The following is a 22,520-nucleotide window of genomic DNA, read 5'->3' as shown; positions in this document are numbered from 1 at the left end:
TGCCGGCCGGGCCGTCGTCGTGTCCCGCGTCGTGTCCCGCATGCTGGTCGGATCGGTGGCGCTCTCCGGGACGGCTGCTAGGCTCCCTGCTCATGGGGACGCTCCTCACCAAACGGCGCGCGGTCGACCTGTGCCGCGTGGCCACCTGCCTGTGTCGCTCCGTCATCTGACGGCGGGGCTGTCTCCGGCCGCCTAGCGGCCAACCGGCTTTCAGGGTCTGCGTACCCTCCGGTGTCTTCCCACCGCACGCCCGGCAGCGGCGCCGTCGCACGAACCCGTGATCCGTTCCTCTATGGGTCCCGCGCGTGGTGCGACAATCACCGATTTCGATCCCGCGCTGGCTCACCATCCATCCTCACCAGGGAGTGATCTGATGAGTCGCGACACCGCACTCGTCTCGGCCGAGTGGGCCGAGAAGAACATCGACGCCCCGGGCGTCGTCTTCGTCGAGGTCGACGAGGACACCTCGGCGTACGACACCGGCCACATCGCCGGTGCGATCAAGCTGGACTGGAAGACCGACCTCCAGGACCAGGTCCGCCGGGACTTCGTCAACAAGGCCCAGTTCGAGGCGCTGCTCTCCGAGCGGGGCATCGCCAACGACGACACCGTGATCCTGTACGGCGGCAACAACAACTGGTTCGCCGCGTACGCGTACTGGTACTTCAAGCTCTACGGCCACCGCGACGTCAAGCTGCTCGACGGTGGACGCAAGAAGTGGGAGCTGGACGCCCGTCCGCTGGTCGCCGACCCGGTGACCCGCCCGAAGACCCAGTACGTCGCGCAGGAGCCGGACACCGCGATCCGGGCCTTCCGCGACGAGGTGGTCGACGCCATCGGCACCAAGAACCTGGTCGACGTGCGCAGCCCCGACGAGTACGCCGGTCGGCTGCTCGCCCCCGCCCACCTGCCGCAGGAGCAGGCGCAGCGGGCCGGGCACGTGCCCACCGCGATCAGCGTGCCGTGGTCCAAGGCGGCCAACGAGGACGGCACCTTCAAGTCCGACGACGAGCTGCGCCGGATCTACGCCGACGCCGGGCTGGACGACGGCAAGGAGACCATCGCCTACTGCCGGATCGGCGAGCGCTCCTCGCACACCTGGTTCGTCCTTCAGGAGCTGCTCGGTCACCGCAACGTGAAGAACTACGACGGATCCTGGACCGAGTACGGCTCGCTGGTCGGCGTGCCGGTGGCGCTCGGCGACACTCCCGGCGGGGCCGGGTCCGACAGCTCTGTCGGGGAGGCCTGAGATGACTGCTCCTACCGCCCCTACCGCCGCGGGTTGCGCCGCTCCGGACCAGGCCGCGCCGCTGCCGGCCAGCCTGGACCTGGAGAAGGAAACCGTCATCACCGGTGTGGTCCGCTCCGACGCGGGCGAGACCGTGCCGGGCGCGTACGTCCGGCTGCTCGACTCGACCGGTGAGTTCACCGCCGAGGTCGTCACCTCCCCGGCCGGGCAGTTCCGCTTCTTCGCCGCGCCGGGCAGCTGGACGCTGCGGGCGCTGTCCCGGCACGGCAACGGCGACACCGCCGTGACCGCCGGACGGGGCATCAACGAGGTCTCCGTCACGGTCGCCTGACCCACGCTCTGATCGGCCCGGGGCCGGTCACCCCACCCGGGGTGGCCGGCCCCGGGCCGTCTGCCGACCGGGCGGCGGGCGGATCCGCAGGTCGGGGAGGAACCGGCGGCGGGACGGCCGGAGGGGGCGGCCGGTTCGACGGCGGGCGCGTGACACGATGAGCGGGTGAGCGGTGCTGTCCAGGCGGGGTGGGCCCCGCCGACTGGTCCTCCCGAGCCCGTGCCCACCGGCGGGTGGCCGCGCTGGCTGCTGGCGGTGACCGTGCTCTGGGCGGTGCTGCTGGCCGCGCTGACCTGGTGGTCCGTGCGGCACGATCCGCCGACCGTGCGCGAGCAGCGCAGCCTCGCCGAGGCCGGCCCGGTGGTCGACCGGGCGGTCGGCCGGCTTGTCGCCGCCACCGGCGACGGGGCGTGGGCGCTGGCCGCGCCGCGCCTCGACCGGGGCTGCCGGATCACCCCGATGGACGACGGCGCGACGCTGGCCCGGGACCTGGACGTGGTGGTGGCCGAGGGCGGGGAACGGGCGCTGCTGGAGGCGGTCGCCGGCCGGCTCCCGGCGGACTGGCGGGCCGGGGTGCATCTCGGCTCCGACGGCCCCCGGCTGCGGGCCGACGCCGGTGAGTTCGTCGCGGTGCAGGGCCGGGTGGTCACCCCGGGCCGGGTCCGGCTCACCGCGGACAGCGGCTGCCGACCCGACGACGTGGAGTACGGCACGCTCCTTCCCGGCTATGCCGGCGAGCCGGCCCTCGACGACGCGCTGCGCGCGCTGGGTCGTCCGGCCGGCACGCCGGAGCAGGTCGTGGCGCCCTGCCCGGGCGGTGGGGTCGCCCGGACCCGGTGGGCGACCGCCGGCCCCGCGCCGGCGTCGCTGGCCGGGCTGAAGCCGCTGGCCGCCGGCGGCGCGGTGGTCGACACCCCCGAGGTGTACGCCTACCGGCGCGGCGCGGTCGTCGTCCTCGCCGACGCGACCGGCGAGCAGGTGCGGGTCTCCGCCTCCACCGGCTGCTGACCCCCCGCGCCACGCCGGGCGTGGCCTGCTCCCTCCCGGGCTCCCCGGGTGCGGTCACTCGGTCCGCTGGTGGTCCTGCTCGGTGCGGCTGCGGCCGAGGGCGTCCACCTTCCCCCACCGGCCGGGGATGTCCAGCAGCTCCATCCGGCCCAGGCCCTCCGGCACCGCCGGGTCGATGATCAGGTGCTCGCCCTGCGGCTCCAGCCCGAGCATCACCCGCAGCAGCAGCAGGGGGGTGCCCGCCGACCAGGCCTGCGGGCTGCACGCCGTGGGGTACTCCACCGGGTACTCGGTGAGGCTGCGGTCGTACCCGGCGAACGCCTCCGGCAGCCGGCCGTGGAAGTACCGGGAGGCGTTGAGCATGCCCTCGCAGATCCGCCCGGCCTCCTCCCGGAAGCCGTACCGGGAGAGGCCCCAGGCGATGAAGGCGTTGTCGAACGGCCAGACCGTGCCCACGTGGTAGCCGACCGGGTTGTAGCGGCCCTGGTCGGTGGCGAGGGTGCGCACTCCCCAGCCGGAGAAGAGCCGCGGGCCGAGCAGGTGGCGGGCGATCCGCTCGGCCCGGGACTCGTCGACGATGCCGCTCCACAGCAGGTGCCCCATGTTGGAGGTCAGGGCGTCGACGTGCCGCCCCTCCGGGTCGAGGGCGAGCGCGAAGTACTCGCCCTCCGAGATCCAGAAGTCCCGGTTGAAGCGCTCCTTGAGCGCGGCGGCGTCGCGTTCCAGCTTGTCGGCGTAGGCGGGGTCGTTCCAGAACTCCCGGGCCATCCGGGCGCCGCGCAGCCTCGCGTCGTACGCGTACCCCTGGAGTTCGCAGGTGGCCCGGGGGAAGCCCGGCAGCCGGCCGTCGGCGTAGGAGATGGAGTCCCACGAGTCCTTCCAGCACTGGTTCGCCAGACCGGTGTCCGGGTTGCGGGTGCGGTACCAGAGGTAGCCGGTGCCGAGCAGGTCGCCGTAGCTCTCGATCCAGGCCAGCGCCGCCCGGGCCGGGAACTCCAGCTTGCGCACCAGGTCGGCGTCGCCGGTCCACCGCTCGTACTCGTCGAGCAGGATCAGGAAGAGCGGGGTGGAGTCGGCGGAGCCGTAGTAGGGCGAGTGGGGCTGTTCCTCGAAGCCGGCGGTCTCCCCGTAGCGCAGCTCGTGCAGGATCTTGCCCGGTTCCTCGTCGCGGAAGTCGTCCAGGCGGTGACCCTGCAGGCCGGCCAGCATCATGATGGTCGGCGGGATCAGCTCGGGCAGGAACGGCAGCACCTGGAACGAGGTGAGGATGCTGTCCCGGCCGAAGAGGGTCATGAACCAGGGCAGGCCCGCCGCGACCAGGCGGACGCCCAGGGTGATCGATTCGTAGCGCAGCGAGGCCAGGTCGTTGAGGCTCTGCCGGTACGCCGTGGCCAGCGGCTCGTTGTCGCAGCCCAGTTTCGGCGCCTTGCGGATCAGCTCCTCCTGCTCGGCCCGGATCGCGGCGGGGCTGCGACTGCCGACCAGCGGGGTACTCGCCCGGAAGTCCTGGCCCCGGGCGCCGTAGATCACCGTCCCCACGTGCAGCCGGGTGCTCCACTCGGCGTGCGAACCGACGAGGATGCTCCAGGTCATGCCGCCCTGGTCCACCTCGGCCGGCGCGCTGCTGGTGATCATGGCTTCCCGGTGGAACGCCTCCCGCCGGTAGGTCAGCCGCAGTTCGTTCTCACCGATGGCGGCGGTGATCCGGCCCGCCTTGCGCCGTTTGTGCTTGATCTCGAAGAGGTCGGCGAAGTCGGATCCCATCTCCAGCCGGAGGTTGAACCGCATCTCCTTCCCGGAGTGGTTGAGCACGGTGAGCTTCTCGCCGAGGCCGTCGTGGATGGCCCGGTCCCGGATCACCGACACCTTGGCGTCGAGGTAGTGGGTCGGCTCGCCGGGGACGAGGAAGTACCGGGTCCGGTAGGAGCGCGAGTCGTCGACGGAGAGGGCGTGCAGCCGCTCGCCGTCGAGGGTGAGCAGCCAGGTGGAGATGAAGCGGGTGTCGAACGAGAAAACCCCGGTGGGGAAGTCGAACGAGGGCTCGATGTCGCCACGGCGGTCGGAGACGACGAAGGTGTTGCCGTCGAGGATGCTGACCAGCTGCCTCATCCCGACCGTCCGAGCTGCTCCCGGGCGGTCTCCCGGGGATCCCGGGCGCCGGGCGGGTCGGGGAAGAACCGGCGGAAGACGAGGAAGAGCACGACGTTGCCGCTGAACGTGGTCTCGTTGCGCAGCACCGCGGAGATGCCCTGCGCCCGGCCGGTGACCAGGCGCTCGAAGAGGTCCGCGCTGCTGTTCCAGATCGCGTCGGCGGGACCGCGGGCCCGGTTGACGATGATCTCCCCGGGGCCCAGCTGGACCAGCCAGTGATCGGTCCGGTTGTCGGTGGTGAGGTCGATCTGGATCGTCCCGCTGATCGGGGTGCGCAGCACCGCCGGGGCGCGCGCCGGCAGCGATGCGAAGAACTCCTCCGTCGCCTCGTTCACATCCGAATGGTAGGCAGCGGACCGACAAGTCGGGAGAATATCGGAACTCCGCGCAGATCGGACATGACGCCCGGGGTGGTCAGTAGACCAGCGCCTGGGCCCCCTCGGCCATCGCCTCCTCGACGAAGACGGCCGCGCCCGCGATGCGTACCCCGGGCAGCACGTCGCCCGGGCCGATGTCCCGCCGGGCGGCGCACTGGGTGCAGGCGGTGACCCGGCCGGTGGTGAGGATGACGTGCAGCAGCTCCCCCAGGGGCGCCGAGTGCGGCAGCTCGAACTGCTCCGCCCGGCCGGGGACGGCGAACCAGGTCGACTCGCCGGTCAGCCAGAGCGACACCTCCACCCCGGCTGCGGCGGCGGTGGCGGCGACCGTGAAGGCCTGGGCGCACCGTTCCGGCGCGTCCGCCCCGGCGGTGGCCTTGACGACGAGAGTGCGGGCCATGACGCCCAGCATAGGATGACCATGATGGTTACCGAGATCGGGTTCGTCAGCCTGCTGGTCGCGGGCCTGGGCGCGCTCGCCGGTGGCCTGGTCTACCTTGCCGTACGCATTTCGAGAGGACGTTGGTGAGCGCGAGGAGTGAGCCGGGTCTGCGAGCCCCGCAGTCGCGAACGATGGAGAGCGGAGATAACCGTTGAGCGCGAACCCGTCGGACGAGAACCCGCTGCAGCCGCCGTGGCTGAACGCGCCGCCGGTCGAGGAGTACCCGTACGAGGAGAGCCACGACCTGCGGGTCGGCCCGAAGCTGCATCCGACGCTGGACGGCCTGCTGCCGTACGTCGGGGTGTGGCGCGGTCGGGGCCGGGGTGGCTTCCCCACCATCGAGGACTTCGACTTCGCCCAGGAGATCCGGATCAGCCACGACGGCCGGCCGTTCCTGTTCTACGAGTCGCGGGCGTGGATCCTCGACGAGCAGAGCCGGCCGGTCCGACCCGCCGGGCGTGAGGTCGGCTGGTGGCGTCCGGTGCTCAGCGGCGATCGGGCCACCGACGAGTTGGAGGCGCTGATGATGAGCCCCACCGGGATCATGGAGCTCTACATCGGCAAGCGCACCGGCACCCAGATCGAGTTCGCCACCGACGCGGTCGTGCGGACCTCCACCGCCAAGGAGGTCACCGCCGGTGCCCGCCTCTTCGGCATCGTCGAGGGCGCGCTGCTGTACGCGCAGGAGATGGCCGGCATGGGCCACGCCCTCTCGCCCCACCTCTCCGCCCGCCTCATCCGCGTCGCCGGCTGAGCCGCCCGCCCCGACCGGGGTGGGGGGCCGGGGGCGGTCAGGCGAGGGAATGGGCCAGCAGCGCCTGGAGGGCCGGGGTGTGCGCGCAGCGGCGCAGCCGCGTGGCGTCGAGGCTGCGGAACTCCGCCAGGCCGCGTACGGACGAGGTGAACCAGACGCCGTCGGCCTCGGCCAGCCGCTGCGGCGTGGTCATGCGTTCGGCGGCGGTGAAGCCCAGCTCGTCGGCGTGGGCCAGCAGCCAGGCGCACGTGGCGCCGGGGAGGATGCCGGTCTCGGCGGCCGGGACGGTGCAGAGCGTCCCGGCCTCCAGCCAGACCACGTTCGCGCTCGGCCCCTCCAGCACGTACCCGTCGGTGGAGACCCACAGCACGTCGTCCACGCCGTTGCGCGCCGCCCAGCGCCGGGCGGCGCTGCTCGCCCCGTACGAGGTGGACTTGATGCCGGTGGGGAGCCAGCTCAGCTCCGGCCGGGCCGCCGCGGCCACCCCGAGGGGCAGGGTGGCCACGTCGACGCCCTCGCGCCGGGCACGGCGGGCGGAGGGCGGGACCTGGCCCAGGGTGGCGTAGACGGTCGGTAGGCCGCCGCCCTCCGGGCCCCGGGTGCAGACCAGCCGGAGCGCGCCCTCCACCTCCGCCGGCCAGCCGGCCGCCACGCTCTCCAGCAGCTCCACCAGGGCGTCCTCTGGGGGCAGTGGCAGCTCGACGGCGGCTGCGCTGGCCCGGAGCCGGGTCAGGTGCGCCTCGCGCAGCCAGGGCCGCCCGCCGCGCAGGTGCATGGTCTCGAAGACCCCGTCGCCGTGCAGCACGCCGAGGTCGTCGCCGCGCAGCACCGGCTCCCCGACGGGTACGACGCCCCGGCCGAGCACGGCGACCCTGGTTGCCTCCATGGCCGTCGATCCTAGCCAGTGGCCGGGGCGCCCGGTCGCGCTCGCCTCGTCGAGGTCAGCCCCGCGCGGCGGCCAGTTCGGCGTTGGCCCGCTCGGTGACCAGGGTCAGCACGCGGGCGGCGACGGCCAGGTCGTCGGCGGGGATGTCCGCGTACACCCGGCCGGCGATGCCGGCGCTGATCTCGGCGATCCGGCCCTGCCGGGCCCGGCCCGCGTCGGTCAGCGCCACCCGCGGTTCGTCCGCCGGCAGCACCCGCACCAGGCCGGCCTCGGCCAACTCGGCGATGGTCGCCAGCACCGCCGCCACGTCGATCTTCAAGGTGCTGGTCATCCGGTCGATCAGTCGTGAGCGGTCGATCGTGCCGCCGGCGTTGGCGACGGCGTTGAGGGCCAGCGCCTGCGGGAAGGACGTACCGAGCGGAGTCAGCTCGCGTTCGAGCACCGCCCGGGTGGCGTAGTGGGCCAGGCCGACGACCTGGCCGTTGAGGGTGGGAGTGGTCGACATTCGTCGCTCCTTCGTTCGCTCCAGGATTTTGATACTCGAATCATATTGAGACTGAGTATCACTTGGCAAAAGGTCTCTAAGGGTGCCAGGTCTCTTCCGGTCCGGATGCGACTAGATTGCGGCCATGACCGCCGACTCCTCGACGTCCGACCGGGCACTGCCGCTGCGGGAACGGAAGAAGCTGCGCACCCGGCGGGCGCTCGCCGACGCCGCGCTGCGGCTCTTCACCGAGCGGGGCTTCGAGGCCACCACGGTGGAGGAGTTGGTCGACGCGGTGGAGGTGTCGCGGAGCAGCTTCTTCCGGATCTTTCCGGCGAAGGAGGCCGCCGCCATCGAGGCGGAGGCGGAGCTCTGGTCGGCCTGTCTGGCCGCACTGGACCGGCGTGCCCTGTCCGGCCTCGTGCTGGCCGAGCTGAGCGACCTGCTGGGCGAGGTCGTCGCCGGGCTCGGGGCCGACTGGGCGGACCGTTACGTCGCCACTCGGCGGCTCGTGCTGACCTCGCCCGCCCTGCTGGCCTACGCCGCCCGTCACCGCGCCGAGGTCGAGCAGCGGCTCACCGACCGGCTGGCCGGCAAGCTCAGCCTGCCTCCCGCGGACCTCCGGCCCCAGGTCCTCGCCGAGGTCACCACCACCGCCTGGCGCCTGGCCGCCCGGCCCTGGGTGCACGGCGGCGGCCAGGGCGGGCTGCCGGCCCTCGTCGAGCGGGTCGGGCGCGCCTTCCAGGCCATCCCGGCGAGTCTGGAGCTTTCCGCTCCGGAACGACCCGCCGACGCCGAACTATGATCGGACGGTGTCCGAATCCTCCCTCGCGGAAATGCTCCGCTCCCGTGGGCTGCGGCTGACGGCGCAGCGGCAGCTCGTGCTCCAGGCCGTTTTGGACCTCGGGCACGCCACGCCGGAGCAGGTGCACACGGCGGTCCGGGAGGTCGCCGCCGGCGTCAACATCACCACCATCTACCGGACTCTGGAGCTGCTGGAGCGGCTCGGACTGGTGACCCACACCCATCTGTCGCACGGGTCGCCGACCTACCACGCGGCGGGTGAGCACCAGCACGTCCACCTCGTCTGCCGCGAGTGCGGGACGGTCGACGAGATCGATCCCGAGCTGCTCCGCCCCCTCGCCGACCAGCTCGTGGCCGAGCGCGGGTTCCGGGTCGACATCGGGCACGTGGCGCTCTTCGGCGTCTGCGGCCACTGCGAGGACGGGGAACCGAAATGATCGACATCGCGGGAGCGGTGGCTGTCGAGGCGATCGACGAGGCCAGTCGCGACCAGCCGGAGCCGGCACACCGCGCCGCCGGGGTCCGGGGCGTCGCCGCGCACTACGGCGACCCGATGCGCGAGCAGCGCACCCTGGCCACCGGCGTCGGCCTGGTGGACCGGTCGCACCGCGGTGTGGTGGCGGTGCCCGGCGCGGAGCGCATCAGCTGGCTGCACACGCTGACCAGCCAGCACCTGGCCGCGCTGAAGCCCTGGCAGGGCACCGAGCTGCTGGTGCTCAGCCCGCACGGGCACGTCGAGCAGCACGCGATGGTCGTCGAGGACGGCGAGACGACCTGGCTCGATACCGAGCCGGGCGCCACCGAGGGGCTGCTGTCGTACCTGGAGAAGATGCGGTTCTTCAGCCGGGTCGAGCCGCGCGACGCCACCGCCGACCACGCGCTGCTCTCGCTGGTCGGCCCGGAGGCGGTCGCCGCCGTGGCGGCGCTCGACGTGACCGGTCTGGCCGACCCCGACGTGGTCGCGGTGCCGGGTCCGAAGTTCCGCTCCGGCGAGGTGCCGCCCCGGCCCACCGTGGTGTACGACGTGCGGCCGCTGCCCGCCGGCGGGTGGGCCCGCCGGGGCCCGCTCGGCGTGGACCTGCTGGTGCCCCGGCCCGCCATGGACCAGGTCGTCGCCGAACTGCGCGGCAACGGGGTGCCGGTGGCCGGGCTGTGGGCGTACGAGGCGGTGCGGGCGGCCGCCCGGCTGCCCCGGGTCGGGGTGGACACCGACCACCGGACCATCCCCGCCGAGGTGGGTCTGATCGCCCCCGCGGTGCACCTGGAGAAGGGCTGCTACCGGGGGCAGGAGACGGTGGCCCGGGTGCACAACATGGGCAAGCCGCCGCGTCGGCTCGTCCTGCTGCACCTGGACGGAGTGACCACCGACCAGCCGCCGGCCGCCGGCACGCCGGTGACCCTGGACGGTCGGGCGGTCGGTTTCGTCGGCACCGCCGTGCACCACTACGAGCTGGGGCAGGTGGCCCTCGCGGTGATCAAGCGCAACGTCTCCGACGACGCCCGGCTGATGGTGGGGGAGACCGCCGCGGCGATCGACCGGGAGTAAGGCTGCCGGGGCCGTGCCCGTGCCGCAGGAATTCTTCCTTCCGGCTGGGTGCGGTCCCGCTGTTCTTTCGCCGATCCCGGCTCCGGCCGTCGACCGGAGGCGGGCCGGGCGGCTAGGATCCCGGCATGAGCACAGGGACGTTGATCACGGTTGCCCCCACCGGTGCGGAGTCGGCCAAGGCGGAGGTGCCGGCGCTGCCGGTGACCCTCGACGAGCTGCTGCTGACCGCCAAGGAGTGCGAGGCGCTCGGCGCCGCCGTGATCCACGTCCACATCCGCGACGACGAGGCGAAGCCGACCCTGGACCAGGGCCGGCTGCGGGAGACCGTGGCGGCGCTGCGGGAGAGCACCGACCTGATCGTGCAGCTCTCCTCGGGCGGCGCGGTGACCGACCCGGAGTCCGCCCGGCTGGCCGTGCTCGACGCCGGCCCCGACATGGCCTCCTGCACCATGGGCACGCTGAACTTCGGCGACGACGTCTTCCTCAACCGGTGGGAGTTCATCGTCGACCTGCACACCCGGATGCAGGAGCGCGGCATCGTCCCCGAGTACGAGATCTTCGACCTCGGCCACCTCACCGCCCTGCAGCGGCTGCTCGGCAAGTACGGGCTGCCGCACGGCGGTCACGTGCACGTCGACTTCGTGATGGGCGTGCCGGGCGGCATGCCGGGCACCACCCAGGCGCTGGTCGCCGCCCACCAGGCGCTGCGTGACCTGCCGGAGGGGACCACCTTCTCGGCCACCGGGATCGGGCGCAGCACCATCCCGGTGCTGCTGGCCTCGCTCTCGGCGGGCGGGCACCTGCGGGTCGGCATGGAGGACACCGTCACGTACGCCAAGGGTCAGCCGGTGGAGTCCAACATGCAGCTGGTCGCCCGGGCGGTCGGCTTCGCCCAGCTCGCGCAGCGCCCGCCGCTGACCACCGCCGAGGCCCGTACGCTGCTCGGCCTGTAAGGCCGGCCCCGCCGGGCACCCCTGTACGGGCACCGCCGACGCCCCTGGTCACCCGCCTGCCGGGCCCGCCGGAGGCGTCGGTACCGTCCACTTCGTGCCAAAGACGTACGAGGGCGGCGTGCCGCTCGCCGAGGTGGTCCGGTCCGAGTTCGTGGAGGGCGTCCACCGCGGATCGGTGGTGGTGCTCGACGCCGCTGGCGCGCCGGTGGCCGGGGCGGGGGACGTCACCTCGCCCGTCTTCCCGCGTTCGGCGAACAAGCCGATGCAGGCCGTCGGCATGCTCCGCGCCGGCCTGCCGCTGACCGACCCGGCCGACGTGGCGCTGGTCTCGGCCAGCCACGCCGGCGAGGAGTTCCACCTGCTGCGGGTCGAGGCGCTGCTGGCCCGGGCCGGGCTGGACGGTGCCGCCCTGCACTGCCCGCCCGACCTGCCCGTCGGCGACGCCGCACGGGAGGCGGTGCTACGCGCCGGGGGCGGGCCGACCCGGGTGCAGATGAACTGCTCCGGCAAGCACAGCGGAATGCTGCTGACCTGCCTGGCGGCCGGCTGGCCGCTGGACGGCTACTGGCGGCCGGAGCACCCGTTGCAGCAGCGGCTCACCGCCACGATCGAGGAGTTCACCGGTGAGCAGGCGGCGGCCGTGGGCGTGGACGGCTGCGGCGCGCCGGTGCTCGCCGTCTCGCTGACCGGGTTGGCCGGGGCGTACCTGCGGCTGGTCTCCGCCGAGCCGGGGTCGGTGGAGCGGACCGTGTCCGACGCGATGCGGACGTACCCGGAGCTGGTCGGCGGGACCGTCGCCGAGGACACCCGGCTGATGCGGGGCGTACCCGGGGCGTTGGCCAAGGTGGGCGCGGAGGGCGTCATCGCCGCGGCCGTGCCCGGGGTGGGCGCGGTCGCCCTGAAGATCGACGACGGCGCGGGGCGGGCCCGGATGCCCGTGCTGGTCTCCGCGCTGCGCCGGCTCGGCGTCGAGGCCCCGGTGCTGACCGAATACGCCGAGGTGCCGCTCTTCGGCGGCGGCCTGCCGGTCGGCGCGGTACGCGCGGTCTGGTGAGACCGAGCTCGCACCGCGCCGCCTGAGGCCGCCGCGCGCCGCTCAGCGCAGGAAGTCGCGCAGGGCGGCGTCGACCGCTTCCGGGCGCTCCAGCGGCAGCAGGTGGCCGGCGTCCGGCACGTCGGGCAGGCGCACCGCGCCGGGCACCTCGGCGGCGATCCGGTCGGCGAGGCGGGAGATGTCCGGCACGTCCGCCGCGCCGGCGGTGGCCAGTACCGGCAGTCGCAGTTCGGCCAGGCGCTCGATCGCCGGCGGGTCGAGCTCCTCGACCTCCACCGCGCTGAGCGCCTGCTCGGCGGCGAGCGCCCGCTGGTCCATCTCCTCGGCGAAGGCGACCAGGCCCGGGTCGACGTCCTCCGGGCGGCGTCCGGGGCCGACCACCCAGAACCGGACCTCGCCGGCCGCGCTGGCCGCGACGTCCTCGGGGTCCACCTCGCCCACGAGGTCGTCCCAGAGCTGCTCGGCCTCCTCCGACCACTGGTTGCCGGAGACGGCCGAGCCGAAGAGCGCGAGCGCCGACACCCGGTGCGGGTGCGCCAGCGCGGTGTCGATCGCCACCGCCCCGCCGAACGAGCAGCCGACCAGGGCGGCCCGGTCGAGGCCCAGCGCGTCCAGCACCGCGGCCACGTCGTCGTGGTGGGCGAAGGAGGCCGACGGCAGCTCGGAGTCGCCGTAGCCGCGCAGGTCCAGCGCGATCACCCGGTGCCGTTCGGCGAGAGCGGACGCCAGGTGCCGCCACATCCGCCGGTCCGCGATGCCGGCGTGCAGCAGGAGCACGGGGCTGCCGCTGCCCAGGTCGTCGTAGGCGAGCCGGACACCGTTGATGTCGATCATCGTCACGCGTGCAAGCTACGCAGCGGACAGCGGGGCCGCAACCGCCTATTGTTACCTTGCTAACTCTGGCTAGCGATCTGCTTGCTGTAGTTAGCAGTCCGGGCTAGCGTTGGGCCCATGGACGCACCCAAGGATCTACCCGACGTCGGTGGATTCATCCGTGACCTGCGTCGGAACGCCAAGATCTCGCTGCGCCAGCTCGCCGAGCAGGCCGGGGTGAGCAACCCGTACCTCAGTCAGATCGAGCGCGGGCTGCGCAAGCCGAGCGCCGAGGTGCTCCAGCAGCTCGCCAGCGCGCTGCGGGTCTCCACCCCGGCGATGTACCTGCGCGCCGGGCTGCTCGACGACAAGGAAGGTCAGGGGGTGCTCGCGGCGATCGCCGTCGACCCCGACCTGACGATGGCGCAGAAGCAGTCGCTGAGCCAGATCTACGAGACCTTCCGCCGGGAGAACGTCCGGCTCGCCGAGGCGACCGCCGCGGCCGGCCCGGAGACCACTCCGGCGGCGGAACCCAGCGCACCGGCCGAGCCGACCGGGGCGGCCGCCACCGTCACGCCGGCCGCGACCGGCCCCACCACCGGAGACGGCACCCCGACCGAGGCAGTCCTCGAATCGGTCGCCGTCACCGAGGCGGGCCCCGCGCCCGCCCCCGTCACCCCCGACAGCAAGGCCGCGGGAGCGGCCGAGGAGGAGAAGTCATGACCCAGCCGAAGACCAACCGCATCCCGGCCCCGCTCTACGCCGCCGCCGGCGCCGGCGAGCTGGCGTACCAGCAGCTCCGCAAGCTCCCGACCGTGGTGAGCGAGCTGGGCACCAAGGTCGTCACCGACGGCACCAAGGTGGTCACCGAGATCGGCGGCAAGGCCGTCGTCACCGGGTTCGAGCTGCGCCAGAAGGCCACCGAGACCCTCAAGACCGCCAACCTCACCGCGACCGGCCTGCGCGAGAAGGCCGTCCCGGCCGACCTCGACCTGGACAAGCTGCGCGAGGCCGCCACCCGCAACGCCGCCGCCCTGCTGGTCGGCGCGCAGGCCGCCCAGGAGCGGGCGCTGGCCGCGTACGGCGCGCTGATCGCCCGGGGCGAGCGCGTGGTCGGCGCCGGCGTGCTGGAGGCCGCCGACACCGTCAACGCCGACATCGAGGCGACCGACGCCACCCTCCCGACCGAGGTGAAGGCCGAGGTCACGACCGCCGAGACCCCCACCCCGGCCGACGTCGCCGAGATCGTCGAGGCCAAGCCGGCCGCCGCGAAGACCACCCGGCCGCGGGCCGCCCGCGCCGCCAAGCCGGCCGACACCCCGTCGGCGAAGCTGCCGAAGGCCACCAAGCGGACCCGCCCGGCCGCCGAGTAACCCGCCGCAAACCGGTACGACCCTGGAAGCGTCCTGTGGGACGTTTCCGGGGTCGTCGGCATATGCTGGCCGGCATGGCCATCGCCGCGCCGATCTTCGTCTTCGACGTCGTCTTCGTGATCGACCGGATCCTGCTCGTGTTCGCGCTGATCGTGCAGGGTGTCGCCCTGGTGCACGCGATCACCCAGCGGTCCGACGCGTTTCCGGCGATCGGCACCCTGCCCAAGGGCGGCTGGATCGCCATCCTGGCGGTCTGTCTGGTGCTCACCCTGCTCGGCTTCGGCGCGCTCAGCATCTTCGGGCTGATCGGCATCGCGGCGGGCCTGATCTACCTGCTCGACGTCCGGGTCGGGCTGCGCGACCTGCACGACGGCAAAGGGTTCTGGTGAGGGGTTTCCGTTGGCCCCCGCCGCCCGACGGCGGACCCCGCACCTGGGGGCCCGGCCCGGGCGCGCCGCGTACCGGGCGACCCGCCCTGCCCGAGCCGGAGACCGAGTTGGTCACCACGCCGCACGACGTACGGCTGGAGCGGCTGGTCACGGGTGCCGGTGACCCGACCACCGTCTTCGCGCACGGGCTCGGCAACGGCATCGCCACCACCCGCCCGTTCGGCAGCGCGGTCACCGGTCGCAAGATCTTCTTCCAGTTCCGCGGGCACGGGCGCTCCGACGCGCCGCCCGGCCCGTGGAGCTACCTGGACCTCGCCCGCGACCTGCGGGCGATCGCCGACCTCGGTGGGGCGAGCCGCGCCTTCGGGGCCAGCCTCGGCGCCGGGGCGCTCTGCCGGCTGCTGTCCGACAGCCCCGACCGCTTCGAGAAGCTGGTCTTCTTCCTGCCGGCGGTGCTCGACACCCCGCGCGGCCCGGTCGCCCGGCAACGGCTGACCGACCTGCTGGACGCGGTCGGGAGCGGCGACGCCTCGGCCGTCGCCGACGTGGTCGCGCTGGAGCTGCCGACGGCGATCCGCAACACCCCGGCCGGCTGGGCGTACCTGCGGCAGCGGCTCGACCAGCTGCTCCGCGACGGGCTCGCCCCCGGGCTGGCCGACCTGCCGGAGCAGGCACCGCTGCGCGACGTCTCCGCGCTCGCCGCGGTGACCGCCCCGGCGCTGGTGATCGGCTGCGCCGGCGACGACCTGCACCCCGCGCACGTCGCCGAGGAGCTGGCCGCCGCGCTGCCGCACGCCACCCTGCACGTGTACGACCGGCCCGGGTTCGCCTGGACCGAACGCGCCGACCTGCGGGAGCGGATCTCGACGTTCCTCAACGGGTAACGTCTGCCGTCATGGGCGTCACACACCACGGCCGCACCCACCGCCTCGACCTCGCCGACCCCACACTGCGCGAGTGGGAGTGCACGGTGCTGGCCGCCGACGAGCAGGGCCTCGTGCTGGACCGGTCGGCGTTCTACCCGGGCGGCGGCGGCCAGCCGCCGGACCACGGCGTGCTGCTCTGGCAGGGTGTGCAGACCCGGATCGTCGGCACCCGCAAGGGCGACGACCTCTACCTGATCCCCGCCGAGGGTGACCCGGTGCCGCCGCCCGGCACCACGGTCACCGGCGCGGTGGAGGACGAGCGGCGGACCCGGCTGATGCGTACCCACTCAGGGCTGCACGTGCTCTGCGGGGTGGTGTTCCGCGACTTCGGGGCGCTGGTCACCGGCGGCAACATGGAGCCGGGCGAGGCCCGGATGGACTTCAACCTGCCCGAGGTGCCGCCGGACTTCAAGGCCCGGATCGAGGAGCTGGTCAACGCCGAGGTGGCCGCCGACCGGTCGGTCGCCGTGCGGGTGCTGCCCCGGGCCGAGGCGCTGGCCCTGCCGGACATCATCCGCACCCAGTCCAACCTGATCCCGCCGGACGAGCAGGAGGTCCGGATCGTCGACATCGTCGGGCTGGACGTGCAGGCCGACGGCGGCACCCACGTGGCCTCCACCGCCCAGATCGGCAAGGTCCAGGTGGTCAAGGTGGAGAGCAAGGGCCGCGCCAACCGGCGGGTCCGGGTCAGGCTGGCCGACTGACGCGTACGGCCGCGCCGGTCGCCCGGGGTGTCCCCGGCACCGGTGGGCCGGTGCCGGGGACGAAGGGTCAGACGAGGTCCACGCGTTCCCGCTCGATCGGGTAGCCCGCCCGGGCGAAGACGGCGGCCATCGGATGGTTGGTCTGGTCCGTGGCGGCCACGATCTCCGTCGCGCCGCCCTCGACCAGCAGGTGCGTACCTTCGACCAGCAGGTCGTACGCGTAGCCGTGGCCGCGTTGCTCGGGGACCACCCCGACGAAGCCGACGATCGGATCACTGTGGTTGCGGGCCGGCACGATGATGCCGACCAGCTCGCCGCTCGCGGTCCAGGCCAGTCGCCACCAGTCCCGCGGGCTCGGCAGCCAGAGCAGCAGGTCCAGTTCCTCCCGGGCGGCCGCGTCCGGCCCGGAGGTGGCGGTGGTGTGGCGGGTGTGGGCGTCCAGGCTGCCCTCGCCGACGCGGCGCAGGACGTCGAGGATGACGGCGTCGTCCGGTTCGGGGCGGAACTCCAGCCGACCCGGCCGGTCGGGCAGTCCACACCCGGCGGTCCAGCGGTACCGGTACCGCTCGACCAGCACCGACATGCCGGCGGCCGTGGCGGCGTCGATCCGCGCCTCGGCCTGCGCCCGGACGGCGGGATCGTCCCGCCAGCAGGGTGGCAGCGAGATCGAGTACTCCGCCCGCAGCGGTGCGGTCCGGAGCAGCTCGACCGCGGCGTCGGTGTCGGTGAAGTCGAACCAGTCGAGGGCCAGCGGCGATTCGTCGTCCGGCCCGCCCCACCAGGCGGCGCGGGCCACGACGACATCGTCGCGCAGGGCGACCCAGGTCCATTCGGGGCGGTACTGGCCGGCTGCGGCCATGTCGAGGTAGCGCTCGCCGAACGCGGCGCGGCCGACGAGAGCGGGGTCGGGCAGGGAGTCGAAGAGTTTTTCCTCGCCCGCGGTGATCGGGCGGATGACCAGGTCGGTCATGGGATCCTTCCGGGTGGTGACGTGCTCCCGGTTCAGGACCTCGGCGTCCTCGCCGTCGGGTGGGAGCACATGACAGTCGTGGTGGACATCGCGCTCACCTCCCTTTCGTCGATCGAGGACGCGGCCGCAGCCTAACAGCGGGGCCGGCGGCCGGCCGAGCGATTTTCGGCCGGGCATTGGCGGCCCGGCCGTGCGTCGGTCAGACCGGCGGCAGGTGGGCGGCGCGCACGTCGAGGAGCCAGCCCTCCACCGTCGCCTCGTCCGGCCGCTCCGGCAGCGGCGTACGGATGGTGTCGAAGTCCCGCTGCGCCGCGGCGACCAGGGCCTCCGCCTCGTCCAGCGCGCCGCCGGCCACCCGCTCGCCGAAGGCCCGGAACCACTCCGGGGCGGCCAGCCGGATCTCCAGCACGCCGGTCGCGTAGAGCACTCGCCCCTGGTGCAGCAGCCGGGCGAGGTGCCGGGCGTGCTTGGCGGAGCGCAGCCGTCCGCCCACTGACGAGTCGCGGGTGGTGAGCTTGCGGAACTGCTGGGTGGCGTACCCGAGGTAGGCGTCGCGGACCCGGGGCGCGCTGAGGAACGCCGACCGGATGGCGATCAGCCGCTCGCCGAACTCCGTCCGGGTCTCGTAGCACTCCTCGGGCAGCCACATCAGCTCGGTGGCGGTCGGGTTGCCGCTCAGCGCCAGCTTCGCGTACTTGCCGGCCTCGTGCAGGGTGACGTCCGGGTCGGTGGTGACCACCGACTCTCGGGGTGGGTGCAGCCCGTGGAAGGCCACCGTGGGCGCGGCGAAGACCCCGATCCGGTCGGTGTCCGAGCCGGGCCCGGCCAGCCCGTACGCGACCGAGCCGACGATCCCGGAGAGCAGCAGGTGCATGCCGGCGAGCATGACCCACGACACCCCGTTTCCGAAACCGGACTTCGGCTGTCAGGTATCGGTGCCAGCCTCGACGGCATGACGACGACACCGCTGACAGGCAAGGTCGCGCTGGTCGCCGGGGCGACCCGGGGCGCCGGCCGCCAGATCGCCATCCAGCTCGGCGCGGCCGGCGCGACCGTCTACGCCACCGGCCGCAGCAGCCGCGCCGGCCGCTCGGAGATGGACCGGCCGGAGACCATCGAGGAGACCGCCGAGCTGGTCACCGCCGCCGGCGGCACCGGCATCGCGGTACGGGTCGACCACCTGGTGCCCGAGCAGGTCCGCGACCTGGTGGCCCGGATCGACGCCGAGCAGGGGCGGCTCGACGTGCTGGTCAACGACATCTGGGGCAGCGACCCGCTGATCACCTGGGAGAAGCCGGTCTGGGAGCAGCCGCTGGAGGCGGGTTTCCGCACCCTGCGGCTGGCGGTGGACACCCACATCATCACCAGCCACTTCGCCCTCCCGCTGCTGATCCGTAAGCCGGGCGGGCTGGTGGTGGAGATCGGCGACGGCACCAAGGAGTACAACGACGCCAACTACCGGCTCTCGGTCTTCTACGACCTGGCCAAGGCGTCGGTCATCCGGCTCGCCTTCAGTCAGGCGCACGAGCTGAAGCCGCACGGCTGCACCGCCGTCGCGCTCACCCCCGGTTGGATCCGGTCCGAGTCGATGCTGGAGCACTTCGGGGTGACCGAGGAGAACTGGCGCGACGGGGCCGCCAAGGACCCGCACTTCCTCATCTCCGAGACCCCGGCCTTCGTCGGGCGCGCGGTCGCCGCCCTGGCCGCCGACGAGGAGAAGGCCCGCTGGAACGGCGCGTCCGTCTCCAGCGGCCAGCTGGCCCAGGTGTACGGCTTCACCGACGTCGACGGCAGCCGGCCGGACGCGTTCCGCTACATCACCGAGGTGGTGGACGCGGGGAAGCCGGCCGACGTGACCGGCTACCGCTGACCCGGCTCGGAGCGGTAGAGGTCGCCGAGCCGGCGGGCCGCCCCGGCCAGGCGGGCCCGCAGCTCGGGCGGATCGAGCACCTCCGCCTCCGGCCCGAGCCGCAGCATCAGGTCGTACGCCACCTCGACGGACTCGACGGGCAGCCGGGTGACCCGCCACCCCTGCCCGTCGGGTTCGCCGGCGGCGGCCGTCGCCTCCTCGTACGCGAAGGGGGCCTCGGCGGCCCAGCGCAGCGCGCGCAGGCCGGCGGCGCTGAGCCGGACGGTGATCTCGGCGCGCAGCATGCTCCGCAGGAACGCCTCGGCCTGCTCCCGCCAGTGGCCGCCCAGGTCGAAGTCCTCGTCCCGGGCGAAGGTCTCCCCGCCCGTCTCGACGCCCACCACCCGGTCCACCCGGTACGTGCGCATGCCGTCGCCGACCCGCCCGACCAGGTACCAGACCCCGCTCTTGAGCACCAGCCCGTACGGCTCGACCCGCCGGCCGACCTCGCGGTCGCCGCGCCGGTAGCGCAGCTGGACCACCCGGTCCCGCCACACCGCCCGGGCCAGCTCGGCCAGCCACGGCGGGGGCGCGGACTCCCGGAACCACCCCGGCACGTCCAGGTGGAACCGCTGCCCGGCCCGGGCGGGGGCGTCCCGCAGGGTCGGCGGCAGCGCCGCGAGGACCTTCAGCTCGGCCGACGCCACCGCGTCGGCCAGCCCCATGTCCCCGGCCGGTCCGGGCAGACCGGAGAGGAAGAGCGCCTCCGCCTCGTCCCGGGTCAGCCCGGTCAGCCGGGTCCGGTAGCCGCCGAGCAGGCGGTAGCCGCCGGCCCGGCCCCGGTCGGCGTAGACCGGTACCCCGGCGGCGGAGAGCGCCAGCACGTCCCGGTAGACGGTGCGCTCGGAGACCTCAAGCTCCCGGGCCAGCTCGGCGGCGGTCATCGTCTCCCGGGTCTGGAGCAGCAACACCAGGGAGATCAACCGGGACGCGCGCACTCGCCCATCCTGCCCGTGCTCGTACGCGCGTCCCGGTGGTACCCGGCCGTTACTTGGTGGTAGCGGCCTTGTCGATGACGTCGAAGACGACGTCGGGGTGCGAGACGGCGATGGAGTGCGACGCGGTGTCGACCTCGGCGGTGTGGCGGGAGCCGGCTCGCTCGGCCATGAGCCGCTGACCGGCGATGGGGATGTTCTTGTCGGCTCCGGCGAGCACGAACCAGGACGGGATCGTCTTCCAGGCAGGGGCGCCGGAGCCCTCGGCGAGAGCGGCGTCGCGGACCGGCCGCTGGGTGACGGCGGAGAGGGCGGCCTTGGCGGGCGACACGTCGGCGGCGAACTGGCGGTGGTAGGCGTCCTGCCGGATGTAGAGGTCGTGGCTGCCGTCACCGAGCGGAACCGGCGGAGCCAGCGACTCAGGGAGCGTGCTGCCGGGGACCTGGCTGGACAGGCCGAGCACGCTCTCCCCGGCGTCGGGGGCGAATGCTGCCACGTACACCAGGTCGGTGACGTTGGTGTTGCCGACGGCGGCGTTGGTGATCACCGATCCGCCGTAGGAGTGTCCGACGAGGACGACCGGGCCCGACACCGTGGCGAGCAGCTGCTTCAGATAGTCGGCGTCGGAGCTCAGGCCGCGCAGCGGGTTCGCCGGGGCGACCACCGGGTAGCCGTTCTTCTGCAGCCGCGACACCACTCCGTGCCAGCTCGACGAGTCGGCGAACGCCCCGTGCACGAGCACGACGGTCGGCTTGGGGCCGTTGTTGCGGGCCTCCGCCTCGGTCGTGGCGGCGCTCGAGGCGGTGCCGAGGCTGGCGACGGTCACGACGCTGGCGAGAGCGGACAGGCCCAGCAGCTTCCTGATACCCATGGGAACTCCTAGCAGAGGGGAGAACGATCGGTCTTTCTCTGGACGATACTAGCGCCTGTCCCGGATGCCGCAACGTGGCGTGGAGCACGCCGACTTTCGACGGCGCGGGGCGGCAGAACGAACGGTCTCTTCTTATGCTGAGGGGATGACGTCGATCGCGGAGCAGAAGCTTCACCCGAGAGACCGGCTGCTGCGTACCGCCTCGCGCCTGTTCTATGCCTACGGCCTGCACACCGTCGGCGTGGATCGCCTGGTGAGCGAGGCCGGGGTGACGAGGGCGACCTTCTACCGCCACTTCCCGAGCAAGGAAGACCTGATCGTCGCCTACCTGCGGAGCAGGAGCGAGGAGATCCGGAACGGAGTCGAGCAGGTCGTCGCGGACAGCCGGGGCCGCGAGGCTCTCCTGCGCATCGTCAACGTCCTCGGGGAGGACGTGTGCAGCACCGGCTTCCGGGGCTGCCCGTTCCTCAACGCCGCGGCGGAATACCCGGATCCGGCGCATCCCGTGCGCGTGGCCGTCTCCGACTACCACGCATGGTTCTTCCAGGTTCTGCGCGACCGGGCGGTGGAGGCCGGGCACGCGGACCCAGACCACACGGCGCGGGTACTGGTGCTGCTGCGCGACGGTGCTCTGCAGGGCGGCGCGCTGGGCGATCCACAGCAGGCGCGCGCCACGCTGCGCAGAGCGGCGGAGGAACTGCTCGCCGCGGCCGATCGGTCATCCCGCTCCGAATAGGTCAGGCGGAGCGCGTACGGCTGTACCCGACGTACCTCCGGAGGTACCACTAGGCTCCCGCTCGTGAACGCACCCCGGATCTTCACGCCCGTCACCGGCGCCGTCGGACGGTTCTTCACCGGCGTCGGCCTGCTCCTGCGCGGCCTCGCCCTCTACGTCCGCAGCCCCCGGCTGATGCTGCTCGGCGTCGTGCCGGCGTTGATCTCCGGTGCGCTCTTCCTCTCCGCGTTCGCCGCCCTGGTGTACTTCGTGGACAACCTGGCCGCGCTGGTCACCCCGTTCGCCGACGACTGGTCGCAGACGCCGCGCAGCCTGGTCCGGGTGATCGCCGGGCTGGCCTTCCTCGGGCTGGGCGGCCTGCTCGGGGTGGTCGCCTTCACGGCGGTCACCCTCGTCATCGGCGACCCGTTCTACGAGAAGATCTCCGAACGGGTGGAGGAGCGTCTCGGCGGTACCCCCGACGCGGTGGAGGTGCCGTTCTGGGCGTCGCTGCGGCGCAGCGCCGCCGACTCGCTGCGGCTGGTGGGCCTGTCGGTGCTGATCGGCATCCCGCTCTTCGCCGCCGGGTTCATCCCGGTGGTCGGGCAGACCGTGGTACCGGTGATCGGGGCGGCGGTGGGCGGCTGGCTGCTCGCCGTGGAACTGGTCGGCGCGCCGTTCGCCCGGCGCGGGCTGCGGCTGCCGGACCGGCGGTCCATGCTGAAGGCGGACCGGCCCACCGCGCTGGGCTTCGGCGTGGCGGTCTTCGTCTGCTTCCTGATCCCGCTCGGTGCGGTGCTGGTCATGCCGGCCGCCGTCGCCGGGGCCACCCTGCTCACCCGCCGGACGTTCGGCCAGCCCATCCGGGAGCCCTGA

29 protein-coding genes are annotated in these 22,520 nt (G+C 73.4%); 19 read left to right on the top strand and 10 right to left on the bottom strand.

Annotation, left to right across the window (positions count from 1 at the left end; all coding sequences use genetic code 11):
• The first annotated feature begins 92 nt into the window (after nucleotides 1-92).
• The 4 genes from V6U88_RS03500 to V6U88_RS03485 all read left to right on the top strand — a co-directional run bounded on the left by V6U88_RS03500 (nucleotide 93) and on the right by V6U88_RS03485 (nucleotide 2,588).
• A complete protein-coding gene (locus V6U88_RS03500; protein WP_331214547.1) occupies nucleotides 93-170 on the top strand; it encodes an Ms5788A family Cys-rich leader peptide in 78 nt (25 codons plus the stop codon).
• A 203-nt stretch (nucleotides 171-373) separates the two neighbouring features.
• Nucleotides 374-1,249: a sulfurtransferase gene (locus tag V6U88_RS03495; protein ID WP_334449718.1), complete on the top strand. Its 876-nt coding sequence runs from the start codon at nucleotides 374-376 to the stop codon at nucleotides 1,247-1,249.
• Between the two features lies 1 nt (nucleotide 1,250).
• Nucleotides 1,251-1,580 carry a DUF1416 domain-containing protein gene (locus tag V6U88_RS03490; RefSeq protein ID WP_334449717.1) on the top strand — a complete coding sequence of 110 codons (330 nt, stop codon included), beginning with the start codon at nucleotides 1,251-1,253 and terminating at the stop codon, nucleotides 1,578-1,580.
• 219 nt (nucleotides 1,581-1,799) lie between these two features.
• Nucleotides 1,800-2,588: a hypothetical protein gene (locus tag V6U88_RS03485; protein WP_334449912.1), complete on the top strand. Its 789-nt coding sequence runs from the start codon at nucleotides 1,800-1,802 to the stop codon at nucleotides 2,586-2,588.
• Nucleotides 2,589-2,642: 54 nt separating this feature from the next.
• Here the strand turns inward: V6U88_RS03485 and V6U88_RS03480 are convergent, their stop codons facing one another.
• From V6U88_RS03480 to V6U88_RS03470, 3 genes are all read right to left on the bottom strand, one after another.
• The gene (locus tag V6U88_RS03480; protein ID WP_334449716.1) at nucleotides 2,643-4,697 is read right to left on the bottom strand and encodes an amylo-alpha-1,6-glucosidase; all 2,055 of its coding nucleotides are present in this window, start codon (nucleotides 4,695-4,697) and stop codon (nucleotides 2,643-2,645) included.
• Entirely contained in the window at nucleotides 4,694-5,074 is a 381-nt protein-coding gene (locus tag V6U88_RS03475) for an SCP2 sterol-binding domain-containing protein (RefSeq protein ID WP_334449715.1), read from the bottom strand. The genes V6U88_RS03480 and V6U88_RS03475 overlap by 4 nt, the downstream gene beginning before the upstream one ends.
• A gap of 79 nt (nucleotides 5,075-5,153) precedes the next feature.
• Nucleotides 5,154-5,528 carry a DsrE family protein gene (locus V6U88_RS03470; RefSeq protein WP_334449714.1) on the bottom strand — a complete coding sequence of 125 codons (375 nt, stop codon included), beginning with the start codon at nucleotides 5,526-5,528 and terminating at the stop codon, nucleotides 5,154-5,156.
• Between the two features lie 12 nt (nucleotides 5,529-5,540).
• Here V6U88_RS03470 and mtfM point away from each other — a divergent pair, with 12 nt between their 5' ends.
• Complete coding sequence (mtfM, locus tag V6U88_RS03465; protein ID WP_267897534.1) at nucleotides 5,541-5,645, top strand: small membrane protein MtfM; 105 nt, start codon at nucleotides 5,541-5,543, stop codon at nucleotides 5,643-5,645.
• A 64-nt stretch (nucleotides 5,646-5,709) separates the two neighbouring features.
• Entirely contained in the window at nucleotides 5,710-6,312 is a 603-nt protein-coding gene (locus V6U88_RS03460) for an FABP family protein (protein WP_334449713.1), read from the top strand.
• A 37-nt stretch (nucleotides 6,313-6,349) separates the two neighbouring features.
• On the opposite strand, the gene V6U88_RS03455 is transcribed toward V6U88_RS03460, so the two are convergent.
• Both V6U88_RS03455 and V6U88_RS03450 read right to left on the bottom strand, forming a co-directional pair.
• Nucleotides 6,350-7,198, bottom strand: coding sequence for an aminotransferase class IV (locus V6U88_RS03455; RefSeq protein ID WP_334449712.1), 849 nt, complete (start codon nucleotides 7,196-7,198; stop codon nucleotides 6,350-6,352).
• Between the two features lie 55 nt (nucleotides 7,199-7,253).
• On the bottom strand, nucleotides 7,254-7,703 hold the full coding sequence (locus V6U88_RS03450) for a hypothetical protein (RefSeq protein ID WP_334449711.1): 450 nt from the start codon (nucleotides 7,701-7,703) through the stop codon (nucleotides 7,254-7,256).
• Between the two features lie 124 nt (nucleotides 7,704-7,827).
• Between V6U88_RS03450 and V6U88_RS03445 the strand changes: the two genes are divergently transcribed.
• The 5 genes from V6U88_RS03445 (at nucleotide 7,828) to V6U88_RS03425 (ending at nucleotide 12,039) form a co-directional block, all read left to right on the top strand.
• Entirely contained in the window at nucleotides 7,828-8,487 is a 660-nt protein-coding gene (locus V6U88_RS03445; protein WP_334449710.1) for a TetR family transcriptional regulator, read from the top strand.
• Between the two features lie 31 nt (nucleotides 8,488-8,518).
• Complete coding sequence (locus tag V6U88_RS03440) at nucleotides 8,519-8,923, top strand: Fur family transcriptional regulator (protein ID WP_334449911.1); 405 nt, start codon at nucleotides 8,519-8,521, stop codon at nucleotides 8,921-8,923.
• The gene (ygfZ, locus tag V6U88_RS03435) at nucleotides 8,920-10,032 is read left to right on the top strand and encodes a CAF17-like 4Fe-4S cluster assembly/insertion protein YgfZ (protein ID WP_334449709.1); all 1,113 of its coding nucleotides are present in this window, start codon (nucleotides 8,920-8,922) and stop codon (nucleotides 10,030-10,032) included. Before V6U88_RS03440 ends, ygfZ begins: the two co-directional genes overlap by 4 nt.
• A 125-nt stretch (nucleotides 10,033-10,157) precedes the next feature.
• Nucleotides 10,158-10,985: a 3-keto-5-aminohexanoate cleavage protein gene (locus V6U88_RS03430; RefSeq protein ID WP_334449708.1), complete on the top strand. Its 828-nt coding sequence runs from the start codon at nucleotides 10,158-10,160 to the stop codon at nucleotides 10,983-10,985.
• Nucleotides 10,986-11,079: 94 nt separating this feature from the next.
• Nucleotides 11,080-12,039 (top strand): asparaginase, encoded by a 960-nt coding sequence (locus tag V6U88_RS03425; RefSeq protein WP_334449707.1) that lies wholly within the window; start codon nucleotides 11,080-11,082, stop codon nucleotides 12,037-12,039.
• Between the two features lie 42 nt (nucleotides 12,040-12,081).
• Here the strand turns inward: V6U88_RS03425 and V6U88_RS03420 are convergent, their stop codons facing one another.
• Entirely contained in the window at nucleotides 12,082-12,873 is a 792-nt protein-coding gene (locus V6U88_RS03420) for an alpha/beta fold hydrolase (RefSeq protein ID WP_334449910.1), read from the bottom strand.
• A gap of 117 nt (nucleotides 12,874-12,990) precedes the next feature.
• Here V6U88_RS03420 and V6U88_RS03415 point away from each other — a divergent pair, with 117 nt between their 5' ends.
• From V6U88_RS03415 to V6U88_RS03395, 5 genes are all read left to right on the top strand, one after another.
• Nucleotides 12,991-13,575: a helix-turn-helix domain-containing protein gene (locus V6U88_RS03415; protein ID WP_334449706.1), complete on the top strand. Its 585-nt coding sequence runs from the start codon at nucleotides 12,991-12,993 to the stop codon at nucleotides 13,573-13,575.
• Nucleotides 13,572-14,225, top strand: coding sequence for a hypothetical protein (locus V6U88_RS03410; RefSeq protein WP_334449705.1), 654 nt, complete (start codon nucleotides 13,572-13,574; stop codon nucleotides 14,223-14,225). The genes V6U88_RS03415 and V6U88_RS03410 overlap by 4 nt, the downstream gene beginning before the upstream one ends.
• 74 nt (nucleotides 14,226-14,299) lie before the next feature.
• Complete coding sequence (locus V6U88_RS03405; protein WP_154941624.1) at nucleotides 14,300-14,614, top strand: DUF2516 family protein; 315 nt, start codon at nucleotides 14,300-14,302, stop codon at nucleotides 14,612-14,614.
• Nucleotides 14,611-15,498 (top strand): alpha/beta fold hydrolase, encoded by an 888-nt coding sequence (locus tag V6U88_RS03400; protein WP_334449704.1) that lies wholly within the window; start codon nucleotides 14,611-14,613, stop codon nucleotides 15,496-15,498. Before V6U88_RS03405 ends, V6U88_RS03400 begins: the two co-directional genes overlap by 4 nt.
• Before the next feature lie 11 nt (nucleotides 15,499-15,509).
• Nucleotides 15,510-16,244, top strand: coding sequence for an alanyl-tRNA editing protein (locus V6U88_RS03395; RefSeq protein WP_334449703.1), 735 nt, complete (start codon nucleotides 15,510-15,512; stop codon nucleotides 16,242-16,244).
• A gap of 67 nt (nucleotides 16,245-16,311) precedes the next feature.
• Here the strand turns inward: V6U88_RS03395 and V6U88_RS03390 are convergent, their stop codons facing one another.
• Together V6U88_RS03390 and V6U88_RS03385 are read right to left on the bottom strand one after the other, a co-directional pair.
• Complete coding sequence (locus V6U88_RS03390) at nucleotides 16,312-17,214, bottom strand: GNAT family N-acetyltransferase (protein ID WP_334449702.1); 903 nt, start codon at nucleotides 17,212-17,214, stop codon at nucleotides 16,312-16,314.
• Nucleotides 17,215-17,413: 199 nt separating this feature from the next.
• Entirely contained in the window at nucleotides 17,414-18,088 is a 675-nt protein-coding gene (locus V6U88_RS03385; protein WP_334449908.1) for a nucleotidyltransferase domain-containing protein, read from the bottom strand.
• A 78-nt stretch (nucleotides 18,089-18,166) separates the two neighbouring features.
• On the opposite strand from V6U88_RS03385, the gene V6U88_RS03380 reads away from it, so the two are divergent.
• On the top strand, nucleotides 18,167-19,084 hold the full coding sequence (locus tag V6U88_RS03380; protein ID WP_334449701.1) for an SDR family oxidoreductase: 918 nt from the start codon (nucleotides 18,167-18,169) through the stop codon (nucleotides 19,082-19,084).
• Here V6U88_RS03380 and V6U88_RS03375 read toward each other — a convergent pair.
• Nucleotides 19,075-20,061 carry a helix-turn-helix transcriptional regulator gene (locus tag V6U88_RS03375; RefSeq protein WP_334449700.1) on the bottom strand — a complete coding sequence of 329 codons (987 nt, stop codon included), beginning with the start codon at nucleotides 20,059-20,061 and terminating at the stop codon, nucleotides 19,075-19,077. The genes V6U88_RS03380 and V6U88_RS03375 overlap by 10 nt on opposite strands.
• Before the next feature lie 49 nt (nucleotides 20,062-20,110).
• Nucleotides 20,111-20,929 carry an alpha/beta fold hydrolase gene (locus tag V6U88_RS03370; RefSeq protein ID WP_334449699.1) on the bottom strand — a complete coding sequence of 273 codons (819 nt, stop codon included), beginning with the start codon at nucleotides 20,927-20,929 and terminating at the stop codon, nucleotides 20,111-20,113.
• Nucleotides 20,930-21,074: 145 nt separating this feature from the next.
• Here V6U88_RS03370 and V6U88_RS03365 point away from each other — a divergent pair, with 145 nt between their 5' ends.
• Nucleotides 21,075-21,665, top strand: a complete 591-nt coding sequence (locus V6U88_RS03365; RefSeq protein ID WP_334449698.1) for a TetR/AcrR family transcriptional regulator — start codon at nucleotides 21,075-21,077, stop codon at nucleotides 21,663-21,665.
• A 63-nt stretch (nucleotides 21,666-21,728) separates the two neighbouring features.
• The gene (locus tag V6U88_RS03360; RefSeq protein WP_334449697.1) at nucleotides 21,729-22,520 is read left to right on the top strand and encodes an EI24 domain-containing protein; all 792 of its coding nucleotides are present in this window, start codon (nucleotides 21,729-21,731) and stop codon (nucleotides 22,518-22,520) included.

Source organism: Micromonospora sp. CPCC 205739, from assembly GCF_036906795.1.
GTDB lineage: Bacteria > Actinomycetota > Actinomycetes > Mycobacteriales > Micromonosporaceae > Micromonospora.
This window is presented reverse-complemented; position numbering and strand designations above follow the sequence as displayed.

Coding starts and splice junctions, on each gene's coding strand:
- V6U88_RS03500 (WP_331214547.1), top strand. CDS start 93: ATGGGGACGCTCCTCACCAAACGGCGCGCGGTCGACCTGTGCCGCGTG.
- V6U88_RS03495 (WP_334449718.1), top strand. CDS start 374: ATGAGTCGCGACACCGCACTCGTCTCGGCCGAGTGGGCCGAGAAGAAC.
- V6U88_RS03490 (WP_334449717.1), top strand. CDS start 1,251: ATGACTGCTCCTACCGCCCCTACCGCCGCGGGTTGCGCCGCTCCGGAC.
- V6U88_RS03480 (WP_334449716.1), bottom strand. CDS start 4,697: ATGAGGCAGCTGGTCAGCATCCTCGACGGCAACACCTTCGTCGTCTCC.
- V6U88_RS03470 (WP_334449714.1), bottom strand. CDS start 5,528: ATGCTGGGCGTCATGGCCCGCACTCTCGTCGTCAAGGCCACCGCCGGG.
- mtfM (WP_267897534.1), top strand. CDS start 5,541: ATGGTTACCGAGATCGGGTTCGTCAGCCTGCTGGTCGCGGGCCTGGGC.
- V6U88_RS03455 (WP_334449712.1), bottom strand. CDS start 7,198: ATGGAGGCAACCAGGGTCGCCGTGCTCGGCCGGGGCGTCGTACCCGTC.
- V6U88_RS03450 (WP_334449711.1), bottom strand. CDS start 7,703: ATGTCGACCACTCCCACCCTCAACGGCCAGGTCGTCGGCCTGGCCCAC.
- V6U88_RS03445 (WP_334449710.1), top strand. CDS start 7,828: ATGACCGCCGACTCCTCGACGTCCGACCGGGCACTGCCGCTGCGGGAA.
- V6U88_RS03440 (WP_334449911.1), top strand. CDS start 8,519: ATGCTCCGCTCCCGTGGGCTGCGGCTGACGGCGCAGCGGCAGCTCGTG.
- ygfZ (WP_334449709.1), top strand. CDS start 8,920: ATGATCGACATCGCGGGAGCGGTGGCTGTCGAGGCGATCGACGAGGCC.
- V6U88_RS03430 (WP_334449708.1), top strand. CDS start 10,158: ATGAGCACAGGGACGTTGATCACGGTTGCCCCCACCGGTGCGGAGTCG.
- V6U88_RS03420 (WP_334449910.1), bottom strand. CDS start 12,873: ATGATCGACATCAACGGTGTCCGGCTCGCCTACGACGACCTGGGCAGC.
- V6U88_RS03415 (WP_334449706.1), top strand. CDS start 12,991: ATGGACGCACCCAAGGATCTACCCGACGTCGGTGGATTCATCCGTGAC.
- V6U88_RS03410 (WP_334449705.1), top strand. CDS start 13,572: ATGACCCAGCCGAAGACCAACCGCATCCCGGCCCCGCTCTACGCCGCC.
- V6U88_RS03405 (WP_154941624.1), top strand. CDS start 14,300: ATGGCCATCGCCGCGCCGATCTTCGTCTTCGACGTCGTCTTCGTGATC.
- V6U88_RS03395 (WP_334449703.1), top strand. CDS start 15,510: ATGGGCGTCACACACCACGGCCGCACCCACCGCCTCGACCTCGCCGAC.
- V6U88_RS03390 (WP_334449702.1), bottom strand. CDS start 17,214: ATGACCGACCTGGTCATCCGCCCGATCACCGCGGGCGAGGAAAAACTC.
- V6U88_RS03385 (WP_334449908.1), bottom strand. CDS start 18,088: ATGCACCTGCTGCTCTCCGGGATCGTCGGCTCGGTCGCGTACGGGCTG.
- V6U88_RS03380 (WP_334449701.1), top strand. CDS start 18,167: ATGACGACGACACCGCTGACAGGCAAGGTCGCGCTGGTCGCCGGGGCG.
- V6U88_RS03370 (WP_334449699.1), bottom strand. CDS start 20,929: ATGGGTATCAGGAAGCTGCTGGGCCTGTCCGCTCTCGCCAGCGTCGTG.
- V6U88_RS03365 (WP_334449698.1), top strand. CDS start 21,075: ATGACGTCGATCGCGGAGCAGAAGCTTCACCCGAGAGACCGGCTGCTG.